This window comes from Anaerobacillus sp. ABD4_527 (genome assembly GCF_056160805.1).
In genome coordinates this window covers 2,241,356-2,261,185 of the sequence record NZ_JBSWXZ010000001.1, presented here as the reverse complement: position 1 = coordinate 2,261,185, position 19,830 = coordinate 2,241,356, and the positions used below count along the sequence as shown (strand labels likewise).

Annotated in this window: 16 protein-coding genes; 15 read left to right on the top strand and 1 reads right to left on the bottom strand. The window is 44.6% G+C overall.

Going from position 1 to position 19,830, the window contains the following annotated elements; all coding sequences use genetic code 11:
- The first annotated feature begins 131 nt into the window (after positions 1-131).
- From ACXAHI_RS11590 to ACXAHI_RS11550, 9 genes are all read left to right on the top strand, one after another.
- On the top strand, positions 132-1,310 hold the full coding sequence (locus ACXAHI_RS11590) for an acetyl-CoA C-acetyltransferase (RefSeq protein ID WP_474847850.1): 1,179 nt from the start codon (positions 132-134) through the stop codon (positions 1,308-1,310).
- Positions 1,311-1,329: 19 nt separating this feature from the next.
- Complete coding sequence (locus ACXAHI_RS11585) at positions 1,330-2,184, top strand: 3-hydroxybutyryl-CoA dehydrogenase (RefSeq protein WP_474847848.1); 855 nt, start codon at positions 1,330-1,332, stop codon at positions 2,182-2,184.
- A gap of 20 nt (positions 2,185-2,204) precedes the next feature.
- Positions 2,205-3,341 (top strand): acyl-CoA dehydrogenase, encoded by a 1,137-nt coding sequence (locus tag ACXAHI_RS11580; RefSeq protein ID WP_474847846.1) that lies wholly within the window; start codon positions 2,205-2,207, stop codon positions 3,339-3,341.
- A gap of 484 nt (positions 3,342-3,825) precedes the next feature.
- Positions 3,826-4,968: an acyl-CoA dehydrogenase gene (locus tag ACXAHI_RS11575; RefSeq protein WP_474847844.1), complete on the top strand. Its 1,143-nt coding sequence runs from the start codon at positions 3,826-3,828 to the stop codon at positions 4,966-4,968.
- 14 nt (positions 4,969-4,982) lie between these two features.
- On the top strand, positions 4,983-5,933 hold the full coding sequence (meaB, locus tag ACXAHI_RS11570) for a methylmalonyl Co-A mutase-associated GTPase MeaB (protein ID WP_474847842.1): 951 nt from the start codon (positions 4,983-4,985) through the stop codon (positions 5,931-5,933).
- Between the two features lie 42 nt (positions 5,934-5,975).
- Complete coding sequence (locus ACXAHI_RS11565; RefSeq protein ID WP_270180640.1) at positions 5,976-6,593, top strand: TetR/AcrR family transcriptional regulator; 618 nt, start codon at positions 5,976-5,978, stop codon at positions 6,591-6,593.
- A 13-nt stretch (positions 6,594-6,606) separates the two neighbouring features.
- Positions 6,607-9,870, top strand: a complete 3,264-nt coding sequence (icmF, locus tag ACXAHI_RS11560) for a fused isobutyryl-CoA mutase/GTPase IcmF (RefSeq protein WP_474847840.1) — start codon at positions 6,607-6,609, stop codon at positions 9,868-9,870.
- A 284-nt stretch (positions 9,871-10,154) separates the two neighbouring features.
- Positions 10,155-10,658, top strand: a complete 504-nt coding sequence (gene rpoE / locus ACXAHI_RS11555; RefSeq protein ID WP_474833392.1) for a DNA-directed RNA polymerase subunit delta — start codon at positions 10,155-10,157, stop codon at positions 10,656-10,658.
- Between the two features lie 273 nt (positions 10,659-10,931).
- Positions 10,932-12,545, top strand: coding sequence for a CTP synthase (locus tag ACXAHI_RS11550; protein WP_270180405.1), 1,614 nt, complete (start codon positions 10,932-10,934; stop codon positions 12,543-12,545).
- A 35-nt stretch (positions 12,546-12,580) separates the two neighbouring features.
- Here ACXAHI_RS11550 and ACXAHI_RS11545 read toward each other — a convergent pair whose 3' ends face one another.
- Positions 12,581-13,111, bottom strand: a complete 531-nt coding sequence (locus ACXAHI_RS11545; RefSeq protein ID WP_474847838.1) for a DUF2529 family protein — start codon at positions 13,109-13,111, stop codon at positions 12,581-12,583.
- 140 nt (positions 13,112-13,251) lie between these two features.
- On the opposite strand from ACXAHI_RS11545, the gene ACXAHI_RS11540 reads away from it, so the two are divergent.
- The 6 genes from ACXAHI_RS11540 to rho all read left to right on the top strand — a co-directional run bounded on the left by ACXAHI_RS11540 (position 13,252) and on the right by rho (position 19,747).
- Positions 13,252-13,620: a response regulator gene (locus tag ACXAHI_RS11540; protein WP_270180403.1), complete on the top strand. Its 369-nt coding sequence runs from the start codon at positions 13,252-13,254 to the stop codon at positions 13,618-13,620.
- Positions 13,621-13,903: 283 nt separating this feature from the next.
- Complete coding sequence (gene fba / locus ACXAHI_RS11535; protein ID WP_270180402.1) at positions 13,904-14,767, top strand: class II fructose-1,6-bisphosphate aldolase; 864 nt, start codon at positions 13,904-13,906, stop codon at positions 14,765-14,767.
- Positions 14,768-14,956: 189 nt separating this feature from the next.
- On the top strand, positions 14,957-15,610 hold the full coding sequence (gene fsa / locus ACXAHI_RS11530; protein ID WP_270180401.1) for a fructose-6-phosphate aldolase: 654 nt from the start codon (positions 14,957-14,959) through the stop codon (positions 15,608-15,610).
- A 114-nt stretch (positions 15,611-15,724) separates the two neighbouring features.
- Entirely contained in the window at positions 15,725-17,014 is a 1,290-nt protein-coding gene (locus ACXAHI_RS11525; protein WP_270180400.1) for a UDP-N-acetylglucosamine 1-carboxyvinyltransferase, read from the top strand.
- A gap of 88 nt (positions 17,015-17,102) precedes the next feature.
- Positions 17,103-18,071, top strand: coding sequence for a class II fructose-bisphosphatase (gene glpX / locus ACXAHI_RS11520; RefSeq protein WP_474847836.1), 969 nt, complete (start codon positions 17,103-17,105; stop codon positions 18,069-18,071).
- Positions 18,072-18,481: 410 nt separating this feature from the next.
- Positions 18,482-19,747, top strand: a complete 1,266-nt coding sequence (gene rho / locus ACXAHI_RS11515) for a transcription termination factor Rho (protein ID WP_474833394.1) — start codon at positions 18,482-18,484, stop codon at positions 19,745-19,747.
- Positions 19,748-19,830: the final 83 nt, after the last annotated feature.

Genomic DNA, 19,830 nt, shown 5'->3' with positions numbered 1-19,830 from the left:
TGCGGGAGGAGACTCCGGCATGAGCTCCTTCCTTTGTGTGTTATGAAGTGGATACACGGTGAACGAGCGTTCAGTCGCTAAAGAACTCGTATTTTGACAGCGTTTTCAACTATATTGAGGAGGTTTTCAAGATGGGAAAAACAGTAATCGTAAGCGGTGTTCGAACACCATTTGGAAAATTTGGAGGAGCACTTAAATCAATGGAAGCTTCTGAGCTTGGCGGTATTGCCATCAAGGAGTCATTGAAACGAGCTGGTATCGAGGCGGCTCAAGTTGGAGAAGTCATTATGGGCTCCGTTCTCCAAGGTGGTCAAGGTCAGATTCCTTCGCGTCAAGCGGCGAGACACGCAGGGATTCCATGGGAAGTAAAGACGGAAACGATCAATAAAGTATGTGCGTCAGGTTTACGCAGTGTCACGATGGCTGATCAAATCATTCGCGCAGGTGATGAAGAAGTGATCGTTGCAGGTGGAATGGAATCGATGAGCAATGCGCCTTACATTTTGAAGGACGCGCGCTGGGGCATGCGAATGGGTGATAAAAAGATCGTCGACCTTATGGTGCACGATGGCCTGACGTGTTCGTTCGATGGATGTCATATGGGAGTGTACGGAAATACGACAGCAAAAGAATATGAAGTATCTCGAGAAGAGCAGGATAAATGGGCGTTCAGAAGCCAAGAGCGTGCTGTAAAGGCAATGGAAGAGGGGATTTTTGCAGAAGAAATCGTACCTGTCGAAGTACCTCAGCGTAAAGGAGACCCTCTATTGGTGGAGCATGATGAAGCGCCTAGAAAAGGAACGACTGTTGAGCAGCTTGGTAATCTGAAGCCTGTTTTTGGTGCTGACGGTACGATCACTGCAGGGAATGCACCTGGTGTGAACGATGGAGCGGGTGCTCTTGTGTTGATGTCTGAAGAACGTGCTGCGAAAGAAGGAAAGCAGCCGATGGCTACGATCCTCGCTCATACAGCGATCGCAGTAGAAGCGAAGGACTTCCCACAAACACCAGGGCTTGTTATCAATGCGCTATTAGAGAAAACAGGCAAAACACTTGAAGAAATCGACTTGTTTGAAATTAACGAAGCATTTGCAGCCGTAGCACTTGCGAGCGGAAAGATCGCTTCGTTAGATGAAGAGAAGGTGAACGTTCATGGCGGTGCAGTGGCACTAGGCCATCCGATCGGAGCGAGCGGCTCTCGTATCTTAATCACATTGATCCACGAGCTAAAAAGACGCGGCGGTGGCGTAGGTATCGCAGCGATTTGCAGTGGCGGCGGTCAAGGCGACGCAATCATGGTGCAGGTATAACGGAAAGGGAGGAATGAACATGGAAATCAAATCAGTAATGGTAATCGGCGCAGGACAAATGGGATCTGGGATCGCGCAGGTATGTGTGATGTCCGGCTACAAGGTTTACTTAAACGACCTTAAGCAGGAGTTTATTAATAAAGGCCTTACAAGAATTGAAAGCAACCTTTCAAAACAGGTGAAAAAAGAGCGTATTTCTCAACAAGAATTGGTCGCAGCGATGGATCTTCTGCAAGGTACGACAGATCTAAATGATGCAAAAGAAGTTGATATCGTCATCGAAGCAGCAGTTGAAAACATGGAAGTAAAGTGCAACCTCTTTTCACGACTTGATGAAATTTCAAAAGACCATACGATTCTTGCAACGAACACATCATCACTTCCGATCACTGAAATCGCGGCAGCGACGAAGCGTCCAGGAAAAGTCATCGGTATGCACTTCATGAACCCTGTACCTGTCATGAAGTTAGTCGAGATTATCAAGGGTCTTGCAACGACTGATGAGACGTTCGCTGCTGTAGAAAACCTTGCTCATGACCTTAAAAAATCTCCAGTTGAAGTAAATGACTTTCCAGGTTTCGTATCGAACCGCATTTTGATGCCAATGATCAACGAAGCGATCTATACCGTTTATGAAGGTGTTTCTTCACCAGAAGATATCGATCAAGTGATGAAGCTCGGTATGAACCACCCGATGGGACCGCTTACTCTTGCTGATTTTATTGGACTCGACACGTGTCTATATATTATGGAAACGCTACATGAAGGCTTTGGGGACGATAAGTACCGCCCATGCCCGCTTCTCCGCAAATATGTGAAGGCCGGCTGGTTAGGACGTAAGACTGGAAGAGGATTCTACCAGTATCAGGATTAACATCACGAGGAGGAACAGAGATGGAGCTTGTTTTTACAGAAGAACAAAAGATGATGCAGAAGATGGTCAGAGACTTTGCTGAAAAAGAAATTGCGCCTTTCGTAGAAAAAATGGAGGTAACAGATGAGTTCCCGCGCGATATCATCAAGCGAATGGGCGAACTCGGTTTGATGGGAATCCCTATTCCAGAAGCATACGGTGGAGCTGAAATGGACTATACGTCTTATATCATTGCGATCCACGAGCTTTCGAAGGTTAGCGCAACGATCGGTGTCATCCTTTCGGTGCATACCTCTGTAGGCACGCTTCCGATTCTTAATTTCGGGACAGAAGAGCAGAAGCAGCGCTTTGTTCCGAAGCTTGCTTCAGGTGAATACCTTGGTGCGTTTGCACTGACTGAAGCTAGCTCAGGATCTGATGCGAGCAGCATGAAAACACGTGCAGTTCGAGACGGTGATCACTATAGACTGAACGGGTCCAAAGTCTTCATCACAAACGGTGGCGAAGCAGACACATACGTCGTGTTCGCACGTACAAATCCTGATGAAAAAGGAAGTAAAGGTGTTACAGCGTTTATCGTTGAGAAAGACACACCAGGATTCAGTATTGGGAAAAAAGAAAAGAAAATGGGCTTGAACGGTTCAAATACAGTGGAGATCATTTTTGAAGACGCTCGCGTACCCGTTGAAAATCGCCTCGGTGAAGAAGGGCAAGGCTTCAAGATCGCAATGGCAAACCTCGAGAGCGGCCGGATCGGAATCGCCGCACAATCTCTTGGAATTGCAGAAGCTGCATTAAATTACGCCGTTTCCTATGCAAAAGAAAGACAGCAATTCGGAAAGCCGATCGGCCAAAACCAGGGTCTTGGCTTCAAGCTTGCCGACATGGCAACAGAAGTAGAAGCTGCAAAACTACTAACCTATCGCGCAGCAGATCTCAAAAACCAAGGCATCCCATGCATGCAACAAGTATCCATGGCCAAACTATTCGCCTCAAAAGCAGCCGTAAAAGCATCGATCGAAGCCGTCCAAGTATACGGAGGCTACGGCTACACAAAAGACTACCCAGTAGAACGACTCTTCAGAGACGCAAAAGTCTGCGAAATCTATGAAGGTACTAGTGAAATACAGAAGATTGTGATTAGTAGGGGGTTATAACGAAAAGCGGAGGCGACTGGTCTGGCTCGACAAGCGCTGGAACCATTTCAAATGAACACGTTTTTTGTGTTCAATTGAAATGGTGAAGCGACTCGAGAGCCAAGGAGCCGCAGCTAGACAAGAAAAGCGGAGGGGAGCGTTCAGAAACGGCAATATTGGAACTCTTGAATGGGAACACGTTCTTTGTGTTCCTATGAAAGAGTGAAATATTGAAGTTTCTGCGACCCGCAGCTAGACAAGAAAAGCGGAGGCGCCCGTCAAGCCCCGACAGCCCCTAGAACCACCCCAATTAGCTAATAAAATCAAATTCTAGACAATAAATCTCGAATTTGGACAATAAATTCTCATTTTAGCTAATAAATCTCAGTTTTGGACAATAACCCGTCCATCGCACCGTTAAAACGCTAATCCAGGAGCCGCAACCAAGACAATCACCATAACAAAACGCTCCACCGACACCTAAATCTAAAGGAGAGAACCTCATATGAACTTTCAACTTTCAGAAGAACACGAAATGCTACGAAAAATGGTCCGTGATTTTGCAAAGAAAGAAGTAGAACCAACAGCGGGTGAGCGTGATGAAGAAGAACGCTTCGACCGTGAACATTTTACGCATATGGCTGAACTTGGCCTAACAGGTATCCCATGGTCAGAAGAATATGGCGGCATCGGGTCTGACTATTTGAGCTATGTGATTGCTGTTGAAGAGCTTTCGAGAGTGTGTGCTTCAACTGGAGTAACGCTTTCAGCACATACGTCTCTCGCTGGTTGGCCAGTAAATGCATTCGGAACGGAAGAACAGAAGCAGAAGTTCCTTCGTCCGATGGCAGAAGGAAAGATGATGGGGGCTTATGGCTTAACGGAGCCTGGCTCTGGTTCAGATGCTGGTGGCATGAAAACGACTGCTAAACTAGACGGAGATCACTACATCCTCAACGGCTCAAAGATTTTTATCACAAATGGTGGCGAAGCGGAAATCTATATCGTCTTTGCACAAACGGACAAAGAAAAGCGTCATAAAGGCATCACAGCGTTTATCGTAGAGAGCGATACGCCAGGATTCTCTGTAGGGAAAAAGGAGAAGAAACTAGGAATCCGCTCATCTCCAACGACTGAAATCATCTTTGAGGACTGCCGAGTTCCGGTTGCGAATCGTCTTGGCGATGAAGGGCAAGGGTTTAAAATCGCGATGAAGACGCTCGACGGTGGCCGAAATGGGATTGCGGCTCAAGCAGTTGGAATCGCTCAAGGAGCACTAGATGCAGCTACGGCATATGCAAAAGAACGGAAGCAGTTTGGGAAACCAATCGGTGAAAACCAAGGAATCGGCTTTAAGCTTGCGGATATGGCGACAAAGATCGAAGCGGCAAGACTATTAACCTACCAGGCAGCATGGAAAGAGAGTCAAGGGCTTCCGTACGGAAAAGAGTCCGCGATGTCCAAGTTGTATGCAGGCGATATCGCAATGGAAGTAACAACAGAAGCGGTTCAAGTGTTCGGAGGCTATGGCTACACGAAAGATTACCCTGTTGAACGTTTTATGAGAGATGCAAAGATCACTCAAATCTACGAAGGAACAAACGAAATTCAGCGTCTAGTTATTTCAAGGATGCTATTGGCTGATTAAGAAGGATGAGTAGCATGGATTCTCTTGCACAACGAATTTCAAAACGCGATGAACGTGCACTTGCGAAAGCAATCAGCTTAGTTGAAAACGATGCAGAAGGAAAACTAGAGCTGTTAAAAGACATCCATTCGATGACCGGTCATGCACATTACATTGGATTAACTGGATCTCCTGGGGCAGGGAAAAGTTCACTCGTCAATCGACTCATCACCTACCTCAGGAAGCTTAACCTCACTGTTGGCGTCGTAGCAGTCGATCCAACGAGTCCATTCAGTGGAGGTGCGCTTCTAGGAGATCGCGTTCGAATGGCAGAGCATTTCACTGATCCAGGAGTCTTTATTAGAAGTATGGGTACACGAGGTAGTCTTGGGGGGTTATCGCGTACGTCAAAAGAAACGGTACGGCTAATGGATGCGTACGGATTCGATGTCATCTTGATAGAAACCGTAGGAGTCGGACAGTCAGAACTAGACATCATGAAGATCGCTGATTCCATTGCTGTGTTATTGAATCCTGGAAGTGGTGATGTGGTGCAGGTGTTTAAAGCAGGCATCATGGAGATCGCAGACATGTTCATCGTGAACAAAGCGGATTTGTCAGGTGTACCGAAATTACTAGCAGAGCTTGAAAGCATGCTGGATATTGTGAAGCACGATGCAGATTGGCGCCCACCGATCGTCAAGACGGTCTCGGTTCAAAACCAAGGCATCGATGAGGTATGGGAGCGGTTGAAGGAGCATCTCGCTTATTTAAAAAAGTCTGGTGAACGAGAGCGACGCCGTAAAACATCGCTAGAACGTGAAGTGATCGAAGTCGTTCATGCTGAGATGATGAAGCGGCTGATCGAGCAAGAGAAAGAGAAAAGAAGCTGGGTAGAAGAAGTTAAGGAGGGGTCGATCGATCCTTATTCAGCTGCAGTCAGGCTACTGGATGACTATTACGGAGAAAAAGTAGACAAAAGCTGACGGGAAGGGGCTGGGTATGCGGTGAGAAAGAACGTTCCTTCGATGGTGAAGGATGAAAAGCTGATCCAGAAACGACGGGAGCAAATGATAAAAGCAGCAGTGAGCCTTTTTAAAGAAAAAGGGTTTCATCGAACGACGACGCGGGAGATCGCTCGAGTAGCGGGCTTCAGTATCGGAACGCTTTATGAATACATTCGAAAAAAAGAAGACGTTCTCTATCTCGTATGTGACAGTATCTACGATGAAGTTAGAGAGCGGTTAGAAGAACAGATCAAGCCAGGTGTAAAGGGAATCGATCGTTTGAAGCAAGCGCTACATGCGTTTTATCAAGTGATGGATGACTTTCAAGATGAAGTGCTCGTCATGTATCAAGAGGCCAAGTCATTGCCGAATGAAACGCTGCCTTACGTGTTAAAGAAAGAGATCGGAATGGCAGAAATTTTTGAGAAGTTGATTCAAGATTGTGTAGATGAAGGCATGCTTCAGTTAACTGAAGAAGAAGTATACGGAGCATCCCACAACATTCTTGTGCAAGGGCAGATGTGGGCGTTCAGGCGCTGGGCGCTCCGCTCTCATTACACGATCGAAGAATTTACGAAGATGCAAGAAGCGTTCATCATTCAAGCGCTTAACCCTATTAATACTGCGAATAGAACGTGAAGGAGGAAACAGTGTGAGTATAACTGAAACGAAAAAGCCTGTTAACCATGTCCGTTTTGTAACGGCGTCTAGCTTGTTCGATGGTCATGATGCGTCGATTAACATCATGCGCCGCATTCTACAAGCGAGTGGTGCAGAAGTAATCCACCTAGGTCACAACCGTTCCGTAGAAGAAGTTGTAAACGCTGCCATCCAAGAGGATGTTCAAGGAATCGCGATCTCTTCTTACCAGGGCGGTCACATGGAATATTTTAAATACATGTACGATCTATTGAAAAAGAATGGTGCGTCTCATATCCGCATTTATGGTGGAGGCGGCGGTGTTATCATTCCAAAGGAAATCAAAGAACTTCATGAGTATGGGATTTCGAGAATTTTCTCTCCGGACGATGGAAGTGACCTCGGTCTTCAAGGGATGATCGATCTTATGATGAAGGAATGTGACTTCCCTACCTTCAAGCAAATCGATAACCAGCTTGAGCGCGTGAGCAAGCGTGATCCTCAGGCTGTATCAAGCTTGATCACTCTTGCCGAGAGTTTTGGTGCTGAGCGATCTGATGAAGTAGCTGCAACGGCTGAGAAAGTGTTCACAGAGCTTAAAGGGATGGAAACATCAGCGCCTGTCATCGGGATCACCGGTACCGGTGGTGCTGGTAAGAGTTCATTAACGGACGAATTGGTTCGTCGCTTTATTAATGAATACGAAGATAAAACTGTTGCGATCCTTTCAATCGATCCTACGAAACAAAAAACGGGTGGTGCACTTCTTGGTGACCGCATTCGTATGAATGCGATCCATAACGATCGCGTCTTCATGCGGAGTCTTGCTACGAGGAAGTCTAAGACAGAGCTATCTCTTTCCATTCGAGAGGCGATGGCTGTCGTCAAAGCGGCTGGCTATGATCTCATCATTATCGAAACGAGTGGAATCGGGCAAGGCGATGCAGAAATCGCTGAGATCGCGGACGTATCGATGTACGTGATGACAAGCGAATTTGGTGCCCCTTCCCAGCTAGAAAAAATCGACATGATCGATTTTGCTGATTTGATCGTAATTAATAAATATGAGCGAAAAGGCTCAGAAGATGCGCTTCGTGATGTGAAAAAGCAATACCAGCGTAGCCATATGTTGTTTGAACAAGACCTCGATAAGATGCCTGTTTTCGGTACGATCGCAAGTCAGTTCAACGACCCTGGAACGAACACCCTATTCAAAGCAATGATCGATACGATTCAGCGAAAGTGTGGAAATGACTGGGCGACAAACATCGAAACGAGTGAAATTGTAGAAAAGCTCAACCTAATCATCCCTCCACAGCGCCAGCAGTACTTACAAGACATTTCAGGCTCTGTACGCCGCTATCATGAGTATGTTGAGAAGCAGGTACAGCTCGCACGTAAAGCCTTCCAGCTTCAGGGTACGATCGAGATGCTTCAAGGAAAAGAAGAAAACGAAGAAACGATCAAGATGCTTTCCAAGATGAAGGATGACAACATGGACGACATGCATCCTGAAACGAAGAAAATTATTGAGAGCTGGCCAGAGGTTAAAGAAAAGTATAGCGGTAAAGAATTTGTCTCTGTCATACGTGACAAAGAAATCGTAACGGAGCTTACGACGAAGAGCTTGTCAGGAATTGATATCCCGAAGGTTTCTCTTCCAAAGTATGAAGATTGGGGAGAAATCGTCCGCTGGGTATTAAAAGAGAACGTACCTGGTTCGTTCCCTTATACTGCTGGCGTGTTTCCGTTTAAGAGAAAGGGAGAAGATCCAAAGCGCCAGTTTGCTGGTGAAGGTACTCCTGAACGAACGAATCGCCGCTTCCATTATCTATCGAAAGATGATGACGCAAAGCGTTTGAGTACGGCATTTGATTCGGTAACTCTTTACGGAGAGGATCCTGACTACCGCCCTGATATTTACGGGAAAGTTGGGGAAAGTGGTGTAAGTATATGTACACTCGATGATATGAAGAAACTGTATGCCGGTTTTGACCTTTGTGCGCCATCAACGTCCGTTTCAATGACGATTAACGGGCCTGCACCTATCATCCTCGCGATGTTCATGAACACTGCGATCGAGCAGCAAGTTCAACGCTTTGAAGAAAAAGAAGGGCGTAAGGCGACAGACAAAGAGCTCAACGAAATTAAGGGGATGACGCTTAGCACCGTTCGTGGAACGGTTCAAGCTGATATTTTAAAAGAAGATCAGGGGCAGAATACGTGTATCTTCTCTACTGAATTCGCACTTCGTATGATGGGTGACATTCAGGAATACTTCATTAATAACGAAGTTCGAAATTACTATTCGGTCTCTATTTCCGGTTATCATATCGCTGAAGCTGGCGCGAATCCGATTTCGCAGCTCGCATTCACACTCGCGAACGGGTTTACGTATGTTGAGTATTACTTGAGTAGAGGAATGGACATTAATAAGTTTGCACCAAACCTTTCATTCTTCTTCAGTAACGGATTGGATCCTGAATATACGGTGATCGGTCGCGTAGCAAGACGAATCTGGTCGACTGTGATGAGGGAGAAATATGGTGCGAACGCTAGAAGTCAAAAGCTTAAGTACCATGTTCAAACGTCAGGACGCTCTCTTCATGCTCAAGAAATGGACTTTAACGACATTCGTACAACGCTTCAGGCGCTGATGGCGATTCAGGATAACTGTAACTCACTTCATACAAACGCGTATGATGAAGCCGTTACGACACCTACGGAAGAATCCGTGCGTCGAGCAATGGCGATTCAGATGATCATTACAAAAGAACACGGACTCAGTAAGAACGAGAATCCACTTCAAGGATCGTTTATTGTTGAAGAACTAACGGATCTCGTTGAGGAAGCGGTTCTGACAGAATTCGAACGCATCAATGCACGCGGAGGCGTTCTCGGTGCGATGGAAACTCAGTATCAGCGCGGTAAGATTCAAGAAGAGTCGATGTATTATGAGATGTTAAAGCACACGGGTGACCTTCCAATCGTAGGGGTGAACACGTACAAGAATCCAAATCCACCTGCTGAAGAAGAGTGGAACATGGAGCTTGCAAGGGCAAGTAAAGAAGAGAAAGAACAGCAGATTACAAACCTTAAGGAATTCCAGGAGAGAAACGCTGGTGAAACGGAAGATGCTCTTCGCCGTTTGAAGCAAGCTGCTCTTACGAAAGGAAACATCTTCGAAGAACTGATGGAAACGGTAAAAGTGGCGAGCCTCGGTCAGATCACGACTGCGCTCTATGATGTCGGTGGGAAATACCGTCGAAATATGTAGACGGGTAATAGCTTGTCAAACGAATCGGTTCATATTATTGTAGGAGGAAGGATAGTCCTTCCTCCTATTACGTTTGCGAATAGACGCCTTTTTTGGACAAATCCTTCGATTGAACTAGATTTGTTTAAAAATCGTAGCATAGATTGAGGAAATTTGTTTATAATGAATGGTATGATTTTTATAAAATAAGAAAAACTATCTATTTGGATACCTAACATAGCTTGTTTTTCATATCATTCGGGTAAAGTATTCAGAGGAGAGAATTGAAAGGGAGTGCCGATACTATGAGTACCTTAAATCAGTTGTCTGCTGATGACATTCAAGAGACATCAATGATCGATATTATGTTTTATATTTTGCAAGATGAGAGAAAGCCAGTTTCTTTCTATACGCTAATGAGCCAGATTGGAGATATGAAGGGACTTTCATCTGAAGAGGTTCAGGGACGTCTTGCTGAAGTTTATACGAACCTAAATACAGATGGTCGCTTCGTAACACTTGGCGATAATCAGTGGGGTCTGAAAAGCTGGTACCCTGTTGAGCAATCCCAGGAAGAGCTCGCTACGACGATCAAGCCAAAGAAACGCAAGAAGTCTGAAGACGACGAAGACGTTTTCGATGATGACCTTGAGGACGAATTGGATGATCTAGAAGTTGACGATCTTGACGATGACTTCGATGCTGATTTCGATGACGATGATGCAGAAGAGTTTGATGATGAAGATATCGACGATGACGACGATGATGATGATGACGACTTTGAAGATGACGAGGAAGACACCAAATAATTTGTGTCAGTTCTTGACTTTCAGGCTCGAAGTCGGTAGAATCATTTTTGGGCTTCACCAATAAACGAATAATATAATGATTAATATAAAACAAAAGTGCCCCCCATCTATGGGACAGGTGTCACTTTTGTTTTTTTTATTTTATTAAAAAGCACCTGACAATACATTCGAATAGGAACACGTCGGTCAATCGTCTTTTAAGAAACAATGGCAATTGAATGAATCCTTTCCCTTTTTATAAGGGTAGAATACTAACAACGAGGGGGCATAAATATGACAACAGGTAAGCAGAAGAAGTATATATTTGTAACAGGCGGGGTTGTATCGTCACTTGGAAAAGGGATTACAGCAGCATCACTCGGCCGCCTTCTAAAAAATCGCGGAATCAGCGTAACCATTCAAAAATTCGATCCATACATCAACGTTGACCCAGGAACGATGAGTCCATATCAGCATGGTGAGGTATTCGTAACAGACGATGGAGCGGAAACTGACCTTGACCTTGGGCACTATGAGCGTTTCATTGATATTAATCTTTCGAAGAACTCGAACGTAACGACTGGTAAAATCTACTCATCCGTTCTTCGTAAAGAGCGTAGAGGAGATTACCTTGGAGGAACAGTTCAGGTAATTCCACATATCACGAACGAAATTAAAGAGCGCGTCTTCCGTGCAGGTAACGAAACGAATGCTGACGTCGTTATTACTGAAATCGGTGGAACGGTCGGTGACATTGAAAGTCTTCCATTCCTAGAAGCGATTCGTCAAATCAAGAGCGATATCGGTAAAGAAAACGTGATGTACATTCACTGTACGCTCGTTCCATACTTGAAAGCTGCTGGTGAGATGAAAACAAAGCCAACTCAGCACAGTGTGAAAGAATTGCGTAGTCTTGGCATTCAGCCAAACGTAATCGTCGTGCGTACAGAGCAGCCGGTTCCTCAAGATATGAAAGATAAGATCGCATTGTTCTGTGACATCGATCCTCATGCTGTAATCGAAGCACAAGACGAAGAAACACTTTACCAAGTACCGCTTTCTCTTCAAGCACAGAAGCTAGATGAGATTACGTGTAACCACCTTAAACTAAACTGTCAGGAAGCAGACATGGTAGAGTGGAAGCAGCTTGTTGAAAAGGTACAAAACCTTTCTAAGAAAACGAAGATTGCCCTTGTTGGTAAATACGTTGCCTTGCAGGATGCTTATATTTCCGTTGTTGAATCCATGAAGCACGCAGGATACGCGTTCGATGCAGATGTAGATATCAAATGGGTAAACTCTGAGCATGTTACGCCTGAAAACGTACATGAATTGCTATCAGATGTTGATGGTATTCTTGTGCCTGGTGGATTTGGAGATCGTGGAATCGAAGGGAAAATCACGACGATCCAATATGCTCGTGAAAACAAAGTTCCTTTCCTTGGAATCTGTCTTGGTATGCAGCTAGCTTCTGTTGAGTTCGCACGAAACGTTCTTAACCTTGAAGGAGCTCACTCTGCTGAAATTAAACCGACGACAAAATATCCGGTCATCGACCTCTTGCCTGAACAAAAAGACGTTGAAGATCTTGGTGGAACGCTTCGTCTCGGCCTCTATCCTTGTAAGCTTGTTGAAGGAACGAAAGCTTTCGCAGCCTATGAAGATGAAGTTGTCTACGAGCGTCACCGTCACCGCTACGAGTTCAGCAACCAGTATAGAGCTGAAATGGAAGAAGCAGGATTCATTTTCTCAGGTACAAGCCCTGATGGCCGCCTGGTTGAAATTGTGGAAGTTCAGGACCACCCTTGGTTCGTGGCATCTCAATTCCACCCTGAATTCACATCAAGACCAACTCGCCCTCAGCCATTGTTCAAAGAATTTATCGGTGCTTCAATTGAAAATCAATAATAAAAAACAGGGTGTCAGCTGACACCCTGTTTTCTCTATATCTCGACTCCGTGCTCATCGAGAATTTCCTTTGTTGTTAAATAAATCGCATGGTATACATATAGCGCGACAAGAAGGGATGGATGACCGATCCGTTCACCGTCTTCGTCCGGAACGAGTCCTGTTGTAAGCCCTGTGTTAATATAAAAGTGAACCGTGTCTTCGAGAGTTTGAGCTTCATCTTTACGAGTTGCGGCAACACCTACGACGGATGCTCCACTTTCTTTATACTCTGTAGCGAGCTGTGCAAATGATGAGTCGTCATTAAACTTGCCAAACATCAAGACCGTATCGCGGTCGGTCAGCTCTGTGTTCGGTTCAAAAATGGCGCATGATGGTAGAGCGTCAGCTCCATCAATCGCTTCGAGAGCAACGCCCTGAAGTTCGTTTTGGCCTTTAAAATACACCTTACCGCCACCGGTAATCGTTTGAGCCAACAGGCGTGATATATCTTCAATAACCATCTCATGGTTATCTTGTATCTGTTTGAACTTACCCATCAATTGCGTTGTGAATATCTTTAGCATAAGGTCACTGCCTTTCTTTAAAAATTGTTCGATACATATTATAACGTGACAGCAAGATGGAAGCGAGCCGTGCTAAGAAGGATAATGCTAGTAAATAGAGAATTCATACTAAATAGAATCTGTAATCGGGGGGCAATGATATGAAAAAGAAGATCTTAATAGTTGATGACCAATACGGAATACGGATCCTCCTTAATGAAATTTTTCAAAAAGAAGGCTACCAAACCTATCAAGCTGCGAATGGTGTTCAAGCATTGGATATTGTAAAGAACGAAGATCCAGATCTTGTGATTCTGGATATGAAGATTCCAGGCATGGATGGATTGGAAATCTTAAAACGGATTAAGAAGATGGAAGCTAGAGCACTCGTCATCATCATGACTGCTTATGGTGAGCTCGACATGATTCATGAGGCGATGGATCTCGGAGCGATTACGCACTTCCCGAAACCATTTGATATCGATGAAATTACAGAAGCTGTAAAAAAAGAATTGTCTGCGATCTCTTAGTAAAAGAGGTAGCGCTTACATAAACAAATCCTATTAAATCAAGCTTTTTCCCCTTCTTTTGTGAATTTGATATGCTATAATAGAACCGTGTTTTTGGAGTGTTTGCACAAGTGACGATTGAAATTTCACGGTACATACATAAAATTTATGTGTTTGTGCCATCTTGAATAAGACCGATTATTTCGAGAAGGCATTTTGCGAGCTCTAACAACAAGTATCTTTTTAACAACGATGCTTTAGGTTTCGACCGAGCAATCTTATTTAATATCAAGGAGGAAGTACCATGCCTTTAGTTTCTATGAAAGAAATGCTAGAAAAAGCTAAAGCAGAAGGCTACGCAGTTGGCCAATTTAACCTGAACAACCTTGAGTTCACTCAAGCGATTCTTCAGGCTGCTGAGGAAGAAAAATCTCCAGTAATCCTTGGAGTATCCGAAGGTGCTGCACGCTACATGGGTGGTTTCAAAACCGTTACGACTCTAGTGAACGCATTGATGGAAGAATACAACGTAACAGTTCCTGTTGCGATTCACCTTGACCATGGATCAAGCTTCGCTAAGTGTATGCAAGCGATCAACGCTGGCTTCACTTCTGTTATGATCGACGGCTCTCACTACCCGCTAGATGAGAACATCGCGCTAACTTCAAAAGTTGTTGAAGCTGCACACGCAGTAGGCGTTTCAGTTGAAGCGGAGCTTGGCCGTATTGGCGGACAAGAAGACGACGTTATCGTTAGTGATGCAGAAGCTGCATACGCGATCCCTGAAGAGTGTGAGCGTCTAATCAACGAAACTGGTGTGGATTGCTTCGCTCCAGCACTTGGTTCTGTACACGGTCCATACAAAGGTGAACCAAACCTTGGATTTGACCGCATGGAAACAATCAGCAAGATGACTGGTGTTCCTCTAGTTCTTCACGGTGGTACTGGTATTCCAACTGCTGACGTGAAAAAAGCGATCAAATTTGGACATGCGAAAATTAACGTTAACACTGAAAGTCAGCTTTCTTCTGCAAAAGCAGTTCGCTCTGTACTAGAAGAAAAGCCTGAACTTTACGATCCACGTAAGTACATGGGACCTGCACGTGATGCGATTAAAGAAACAGTAATCGGTAAAATGCGTGAATTCGGTTCTTCTCAAAAAGCATAAATCTTCTTAAAAGATGGAAATCGTATAAACCGCTCGAATCCGGGCGGTTTATAATTTCCATAAACTTCCCCTTCCACCTACTTGACGACTATTTTTCAACTAATTTTAGGCAAACCCGTAAATCAGATAGAAATTTATGTTAAAATTTTTTAGTAAACGCTTTCTAAACAACAGAGGAGGACGTACACAATGAAAATTTTTATAGATTCTGCTAATTTAGATGATATCAAACAAGCTTATGATATGGGAGTTGTAGCTGGAGTAACGACGAATCCATCACTTGTTGTTAAGGAAAACGTAGACTTTCATGATCGTTTGAGAGAAATTACAGACTTGGTGAAAGGCTCAGTCAGCGCTGAAGTCGTATCCATGAAAGCTGAGGATATGATCGAAGAAGGCAAACAGCTTGCAAACATCGCTCCGAACATCACTGTAAAAGTACCGATGAACCAGGAAGGTCTTAAAGCAGTAAAGGCATTTTCTGAGTTAGGAATAAAAACAAACGTAACGCTAGTCTTTTCTTCAAATCAAGCACTACTTGCAGCTCGTGCCGGTGCTTCTTATGTATCACCGTTTCTTGGAAGACTAGACGACATCGGACACAACGGGTTAGATTTAATCTCTGAGATTTCTGATCTATTTGCTGTACATGGAATTGAAACTGAAATCATTGCCGCATCGATCCGCCATCCGCTTCACGTATCTGAAGCAGCATTAAGAGGAGCAGACATTGGAACGATGCCACTGAAAGTTGTTCTACAAATGCTAGAGCACCCTCTTACAGACAAAGGTATCGATAAGTTTCTTTCTGATTGGAACGAAGTACAAAAAGACTTGGATTAATCGAGATGGAATTGGCATGAACTTCCTGTTTTTGCCCATACTATTCTTATGGAGTTTCACATTTCGACAAATCCATTGCCAGGAATAAGATGCGGACGAAGAAGGGAGACCATTATGGAAAAGTTGATGATCGCCGGAGGGCATCGCTTAAGTGGAACCGTTCAGGTGAGCGGCGCCAAGAATAGTGCGGTAGCACTCATCCCGGCGGCTATATTAGCCGAATCCACTGTCACGATCGACCACTTGCCTAACATATCAGACGTTGGAATCCTACGTGATCTTTTAGAAGAAATTGGGGGACAAGCTGAGCTGGATGGCAATACGCTTACGGTAAACCCTCAAGAAATGATTGCAATGCCGTTGCCTAACGGAAAAGTTAAGAAACTACGTGCCTCTTATTATTTGATGGGTGCGATGCTCGGACGATTTAAAAAAGCAGTAATAGGACTGCCTGGTGGATGTAACTTAGGCCCTCGTCCAATCGATCAGCACATCAAAGGCTTTGAAGCCCTCGGTGCGAAGGTGACGAATGAGCAAGGTGCGATTTACCTTCGTGCCGACGAATTGAAAGGCGCGCGTATTTATCTTGATGTTGTTAGCGTTGGCGCAACGATTAATATCATGCTCGCTGCCGTTCGTGCAAAAGGACGAACAGTGATTGAAAATGCTGCAAAAGAACCCGAGATCATCGACGTTGCCACACTGCTTTCTAGCATGGGAGCGAAGATTAAAGGTGCTGGAACGGACGTTATTCGAATCGATGGAGTCGACGAACTTAACGGTTGCTATCATTCTATAATTCCTGACCGTATCGAAGCCGGCACATACATGATCATGGCAGCAGCTATGGGAGATGAAGTCGTAATCGACAACGTCATCTCACAACACTTAGAGTCACTCATCGCGAAGCTTCGTGAAATGGGCGTAACGGTCGAAACGAATGAAGATCAAGTGTACATCAGTTCACCACGTCAAGGGTGGAAGAGCGTCGATGTCAAAACGCTCGTATATCCTGGTTTTCCAACTGATCTTCAGCAGCCGTTCACCTCACTCCTCACAAACGCTGAGGGTAGTAGTGTTGTAACCGATACGATTTACGGAGCTAGATTTAAGCACATTGATGAGCTTCGTAGAATGGGAGCGAATGTTAAAGTTGAAGGTCGTTCTGCTATCATCAACGGAGCAACGAGACTTCAAGGTGCAAAGGTGCGTGCATCAGACCTTCGTGCAGGAGCAGCGCTCGTCGTAGCTGGATTGATGGCTGAAGGTGTAACGGAAGTGTCTGGGCTTGAGCACATCGATCGTGGTTATGAACGACTTGTGGAGAAGCTCAGTGACCTTGGCGCACGCGTTTGGCGTGAGAAGTTGGATCAAGAAGAGCTAAAAGAAGTAGAGAATACGTAAGAAACAGAAGAAGCGGTTTGAGCCGCTTTTCTGTTTTTGATAAAAATGAAAGCGTTTTACTGCTGGGTACTTTGGGGAGGAGAGCATTATGGAAAGAAGTTTGTCGATGGAACTCGTTCGAGTAACAGAAGCTGCCGCACTTGCTTCTGCTCGTTGGATGGGTCGTGGGAAAAAAGATGAAGCAGATGATGCTGCTACGTCTGCTATGCGCGATGTGTTTGATACCGTGCCGATGAAAGGAACCGTCGTGATCGGAGAAGGAGAGATGGACGAAGCGCCGATGCTTTATATCGGTGAAAAGCTAGGCACTGGTTATGGTCCACGTGTGGACGTTGCTGTCGATCCACTCGAAGGAACAAATATCGTAGCTGCTGGTACGTGGAATGCTCTTGCTGTCCTTGCTGTTGCAGACCATGGAAACTTGCTTCATGCACCTGACATGTACATGGACAAGATCGCGGTAGGACCAGAAGCAGTTGGAAAAGTCGATATTAATGCTTCTGTTCTAGATAATCTAAAAGCAGTAGCAAAAGCAAAAAATAAAGACATCGAAGACTGCGTGGCGGTCATATTGGATCGCAAACGTCACGAACAGATTATAGAAGAGGTTCGTTCTGCTGGCGCAAGAATCAAGCTCATCACAGATGGAGATGTCGCGGCTGCAATCAACACGGCTTTTGAGGATACTGGTGTCGATATCCTGTTTGGTTCAGGTGGAGCCCCTGAAGGTGTCTTAGCTGCAGTAGCACTCAAGTGTCTCGGTGGAGAGATCCAAGGGAAACTGCTTCCGCAGAACGAAGAAGAGATGCGCCGCTGCCGTGAAATGGGAATCGTAGACGTTTCTCGCGTATTGCGGATGGAAGACCTCGTTAGAGGAGACGACGCCATTTTTGCTGCAACAGGCGTGACTGATGGTGAGCTATTGAAAGGCGTTCGCTTCAAAGGAACGGCTGGAACGACTCAATCTGTCGTTATGCGAGCAAAATCTGGAACCGTCCGCTTCATCGATGGCAAACATAGCTTGAAAAAGAAACCCGACTTAGTGATAAAGCCTTAATTTTTGGAAAGAGTGGTGCTGTGATAGCAGCATCGCTCATTTCATGTTGAATATTCTTAAAGAATCTGGTAAAACTATAAGGTGCTACATTATTTTGCTGTACTTTAAGAAGATTTAACCCTATCATGAGGTTTAACCTATAAGATTTTAAACTATGTTTAATTGAGCACAAGAGAAACGATCGTTTAGCAATACCTTCGTTGTGCACTTCCTCTACTCTCACATAAGAGATACCTGCATGGAAAAGAATACTAGCCTCTCATGGGATCTCACAAACTCTTTCTTTTTTCGTACGTAACTTTAGTTAGAAAGCAATAACAGCTCTTCATATCTGTAGTACTCTCTTCTCCTTTAATCCTTTTTTCTAGGAAAAAACTAGCATTATTATAAATTAAAAGTGTGGTGTCAAAATGGCAGTAAATTTATCTGATTTAGAACAAATGAATTTAAAAGAACTGTATGAGCAGGCTAGAAAATACAAAGTCTCCTACTACAGTAAGTTGAACAAAAAGGAACTTGTATTTGCGATACTAAAAGCGCAGGCAGAGCAGTCTGGTCTTCTTTTCATGGAAGGAATCCTTGAAATTATTTCATCTGAAGGATTTGGCTTCTTACGTCCGATCAACTATTCACCGAGTGCTGAAGATATTTATATATCTGCATCTCAAATCCGTCGATTCGACCTTCGAAACGGTGATCGCGTATCTGGTAAGGTGCGTCCACCGAAAGAAAACGAACGTTACTATGGCCTTCTCCATGTAGAAGCAGTTAATGGGGATGACCCAGATTCATCAAAAGAACGCGTTCACTTTCCAGCTCTAACGCCTCTCTACCCTGAGAAGCGCATGGAATTTGAAAACAAGTCCAATAACCTTTCGACTCGTATCATCGATATGATCGCTCCTGTAGGATACGGTCAGCGTGGTTTGATCGTTGCACCTCCTAAGGCTGGTAAAACGATGCTTCTAAAAGAAATCGCAAATAGTATTACAACGAACCACCCGGACACGGAGCTCATCGTTCTTCTGATCGACGAACGACCTGAGGAAGTAACGGACATCGAACGTTCTGTTGATGGAGACGTTGTTCACTCAACATTCGATGAAACGCCAGATAACCATATTAAAGTAGCAGAGCTTGTTCTTGAACGCGCGATGCGTCTTGTTGAACATAAAAAAGACGTTGTCATCCTTCTCGATAGTATTACACGTCTTGCTCGTGCTTATAATCTTGTAATTCCACCAAGTGGAAGAACACTTTCTGGTGGTATCGATCCAGCAGCATTCCATAGACCAAAGCGATTCTTTGGTGCTGCCCGTAACATCGAAGAAGGCGGAAGCTTAACGATCCTTGCAACTGCACTTGTAGAAACAGGCTCTCGTATGGATGACGTCATCTATGAAGAGTTCAAAGGAACAGGTAACATGGAGCTCCACCTCGATCGCAAACTTGCTGAGCGCCGCATGTTCCCAGCAATTGATATTCGAAGATCAGGAACAAGAAAAGAAGAACTTCTTCTTCCAAAAGAACAGCTTGAAATGCTCTGGACAATCAGAAAGAGCATGGACGACTCGTTTGAATTTGTCGATAACTTCCTGAAGCGACTAAGAAAGACAAAAACAAACGAAGAAATGTTCAACTTGTTTGAGAAAGAGAAAAGCGGAGCTGGCCGTTAAGACCCGAAGGCGGTGGAAGCTTTTAGAAGGAACACGATTTGTGTGTTCAATCGAAAAGGTGAAGCGCCACGAGGGTCTGGCAA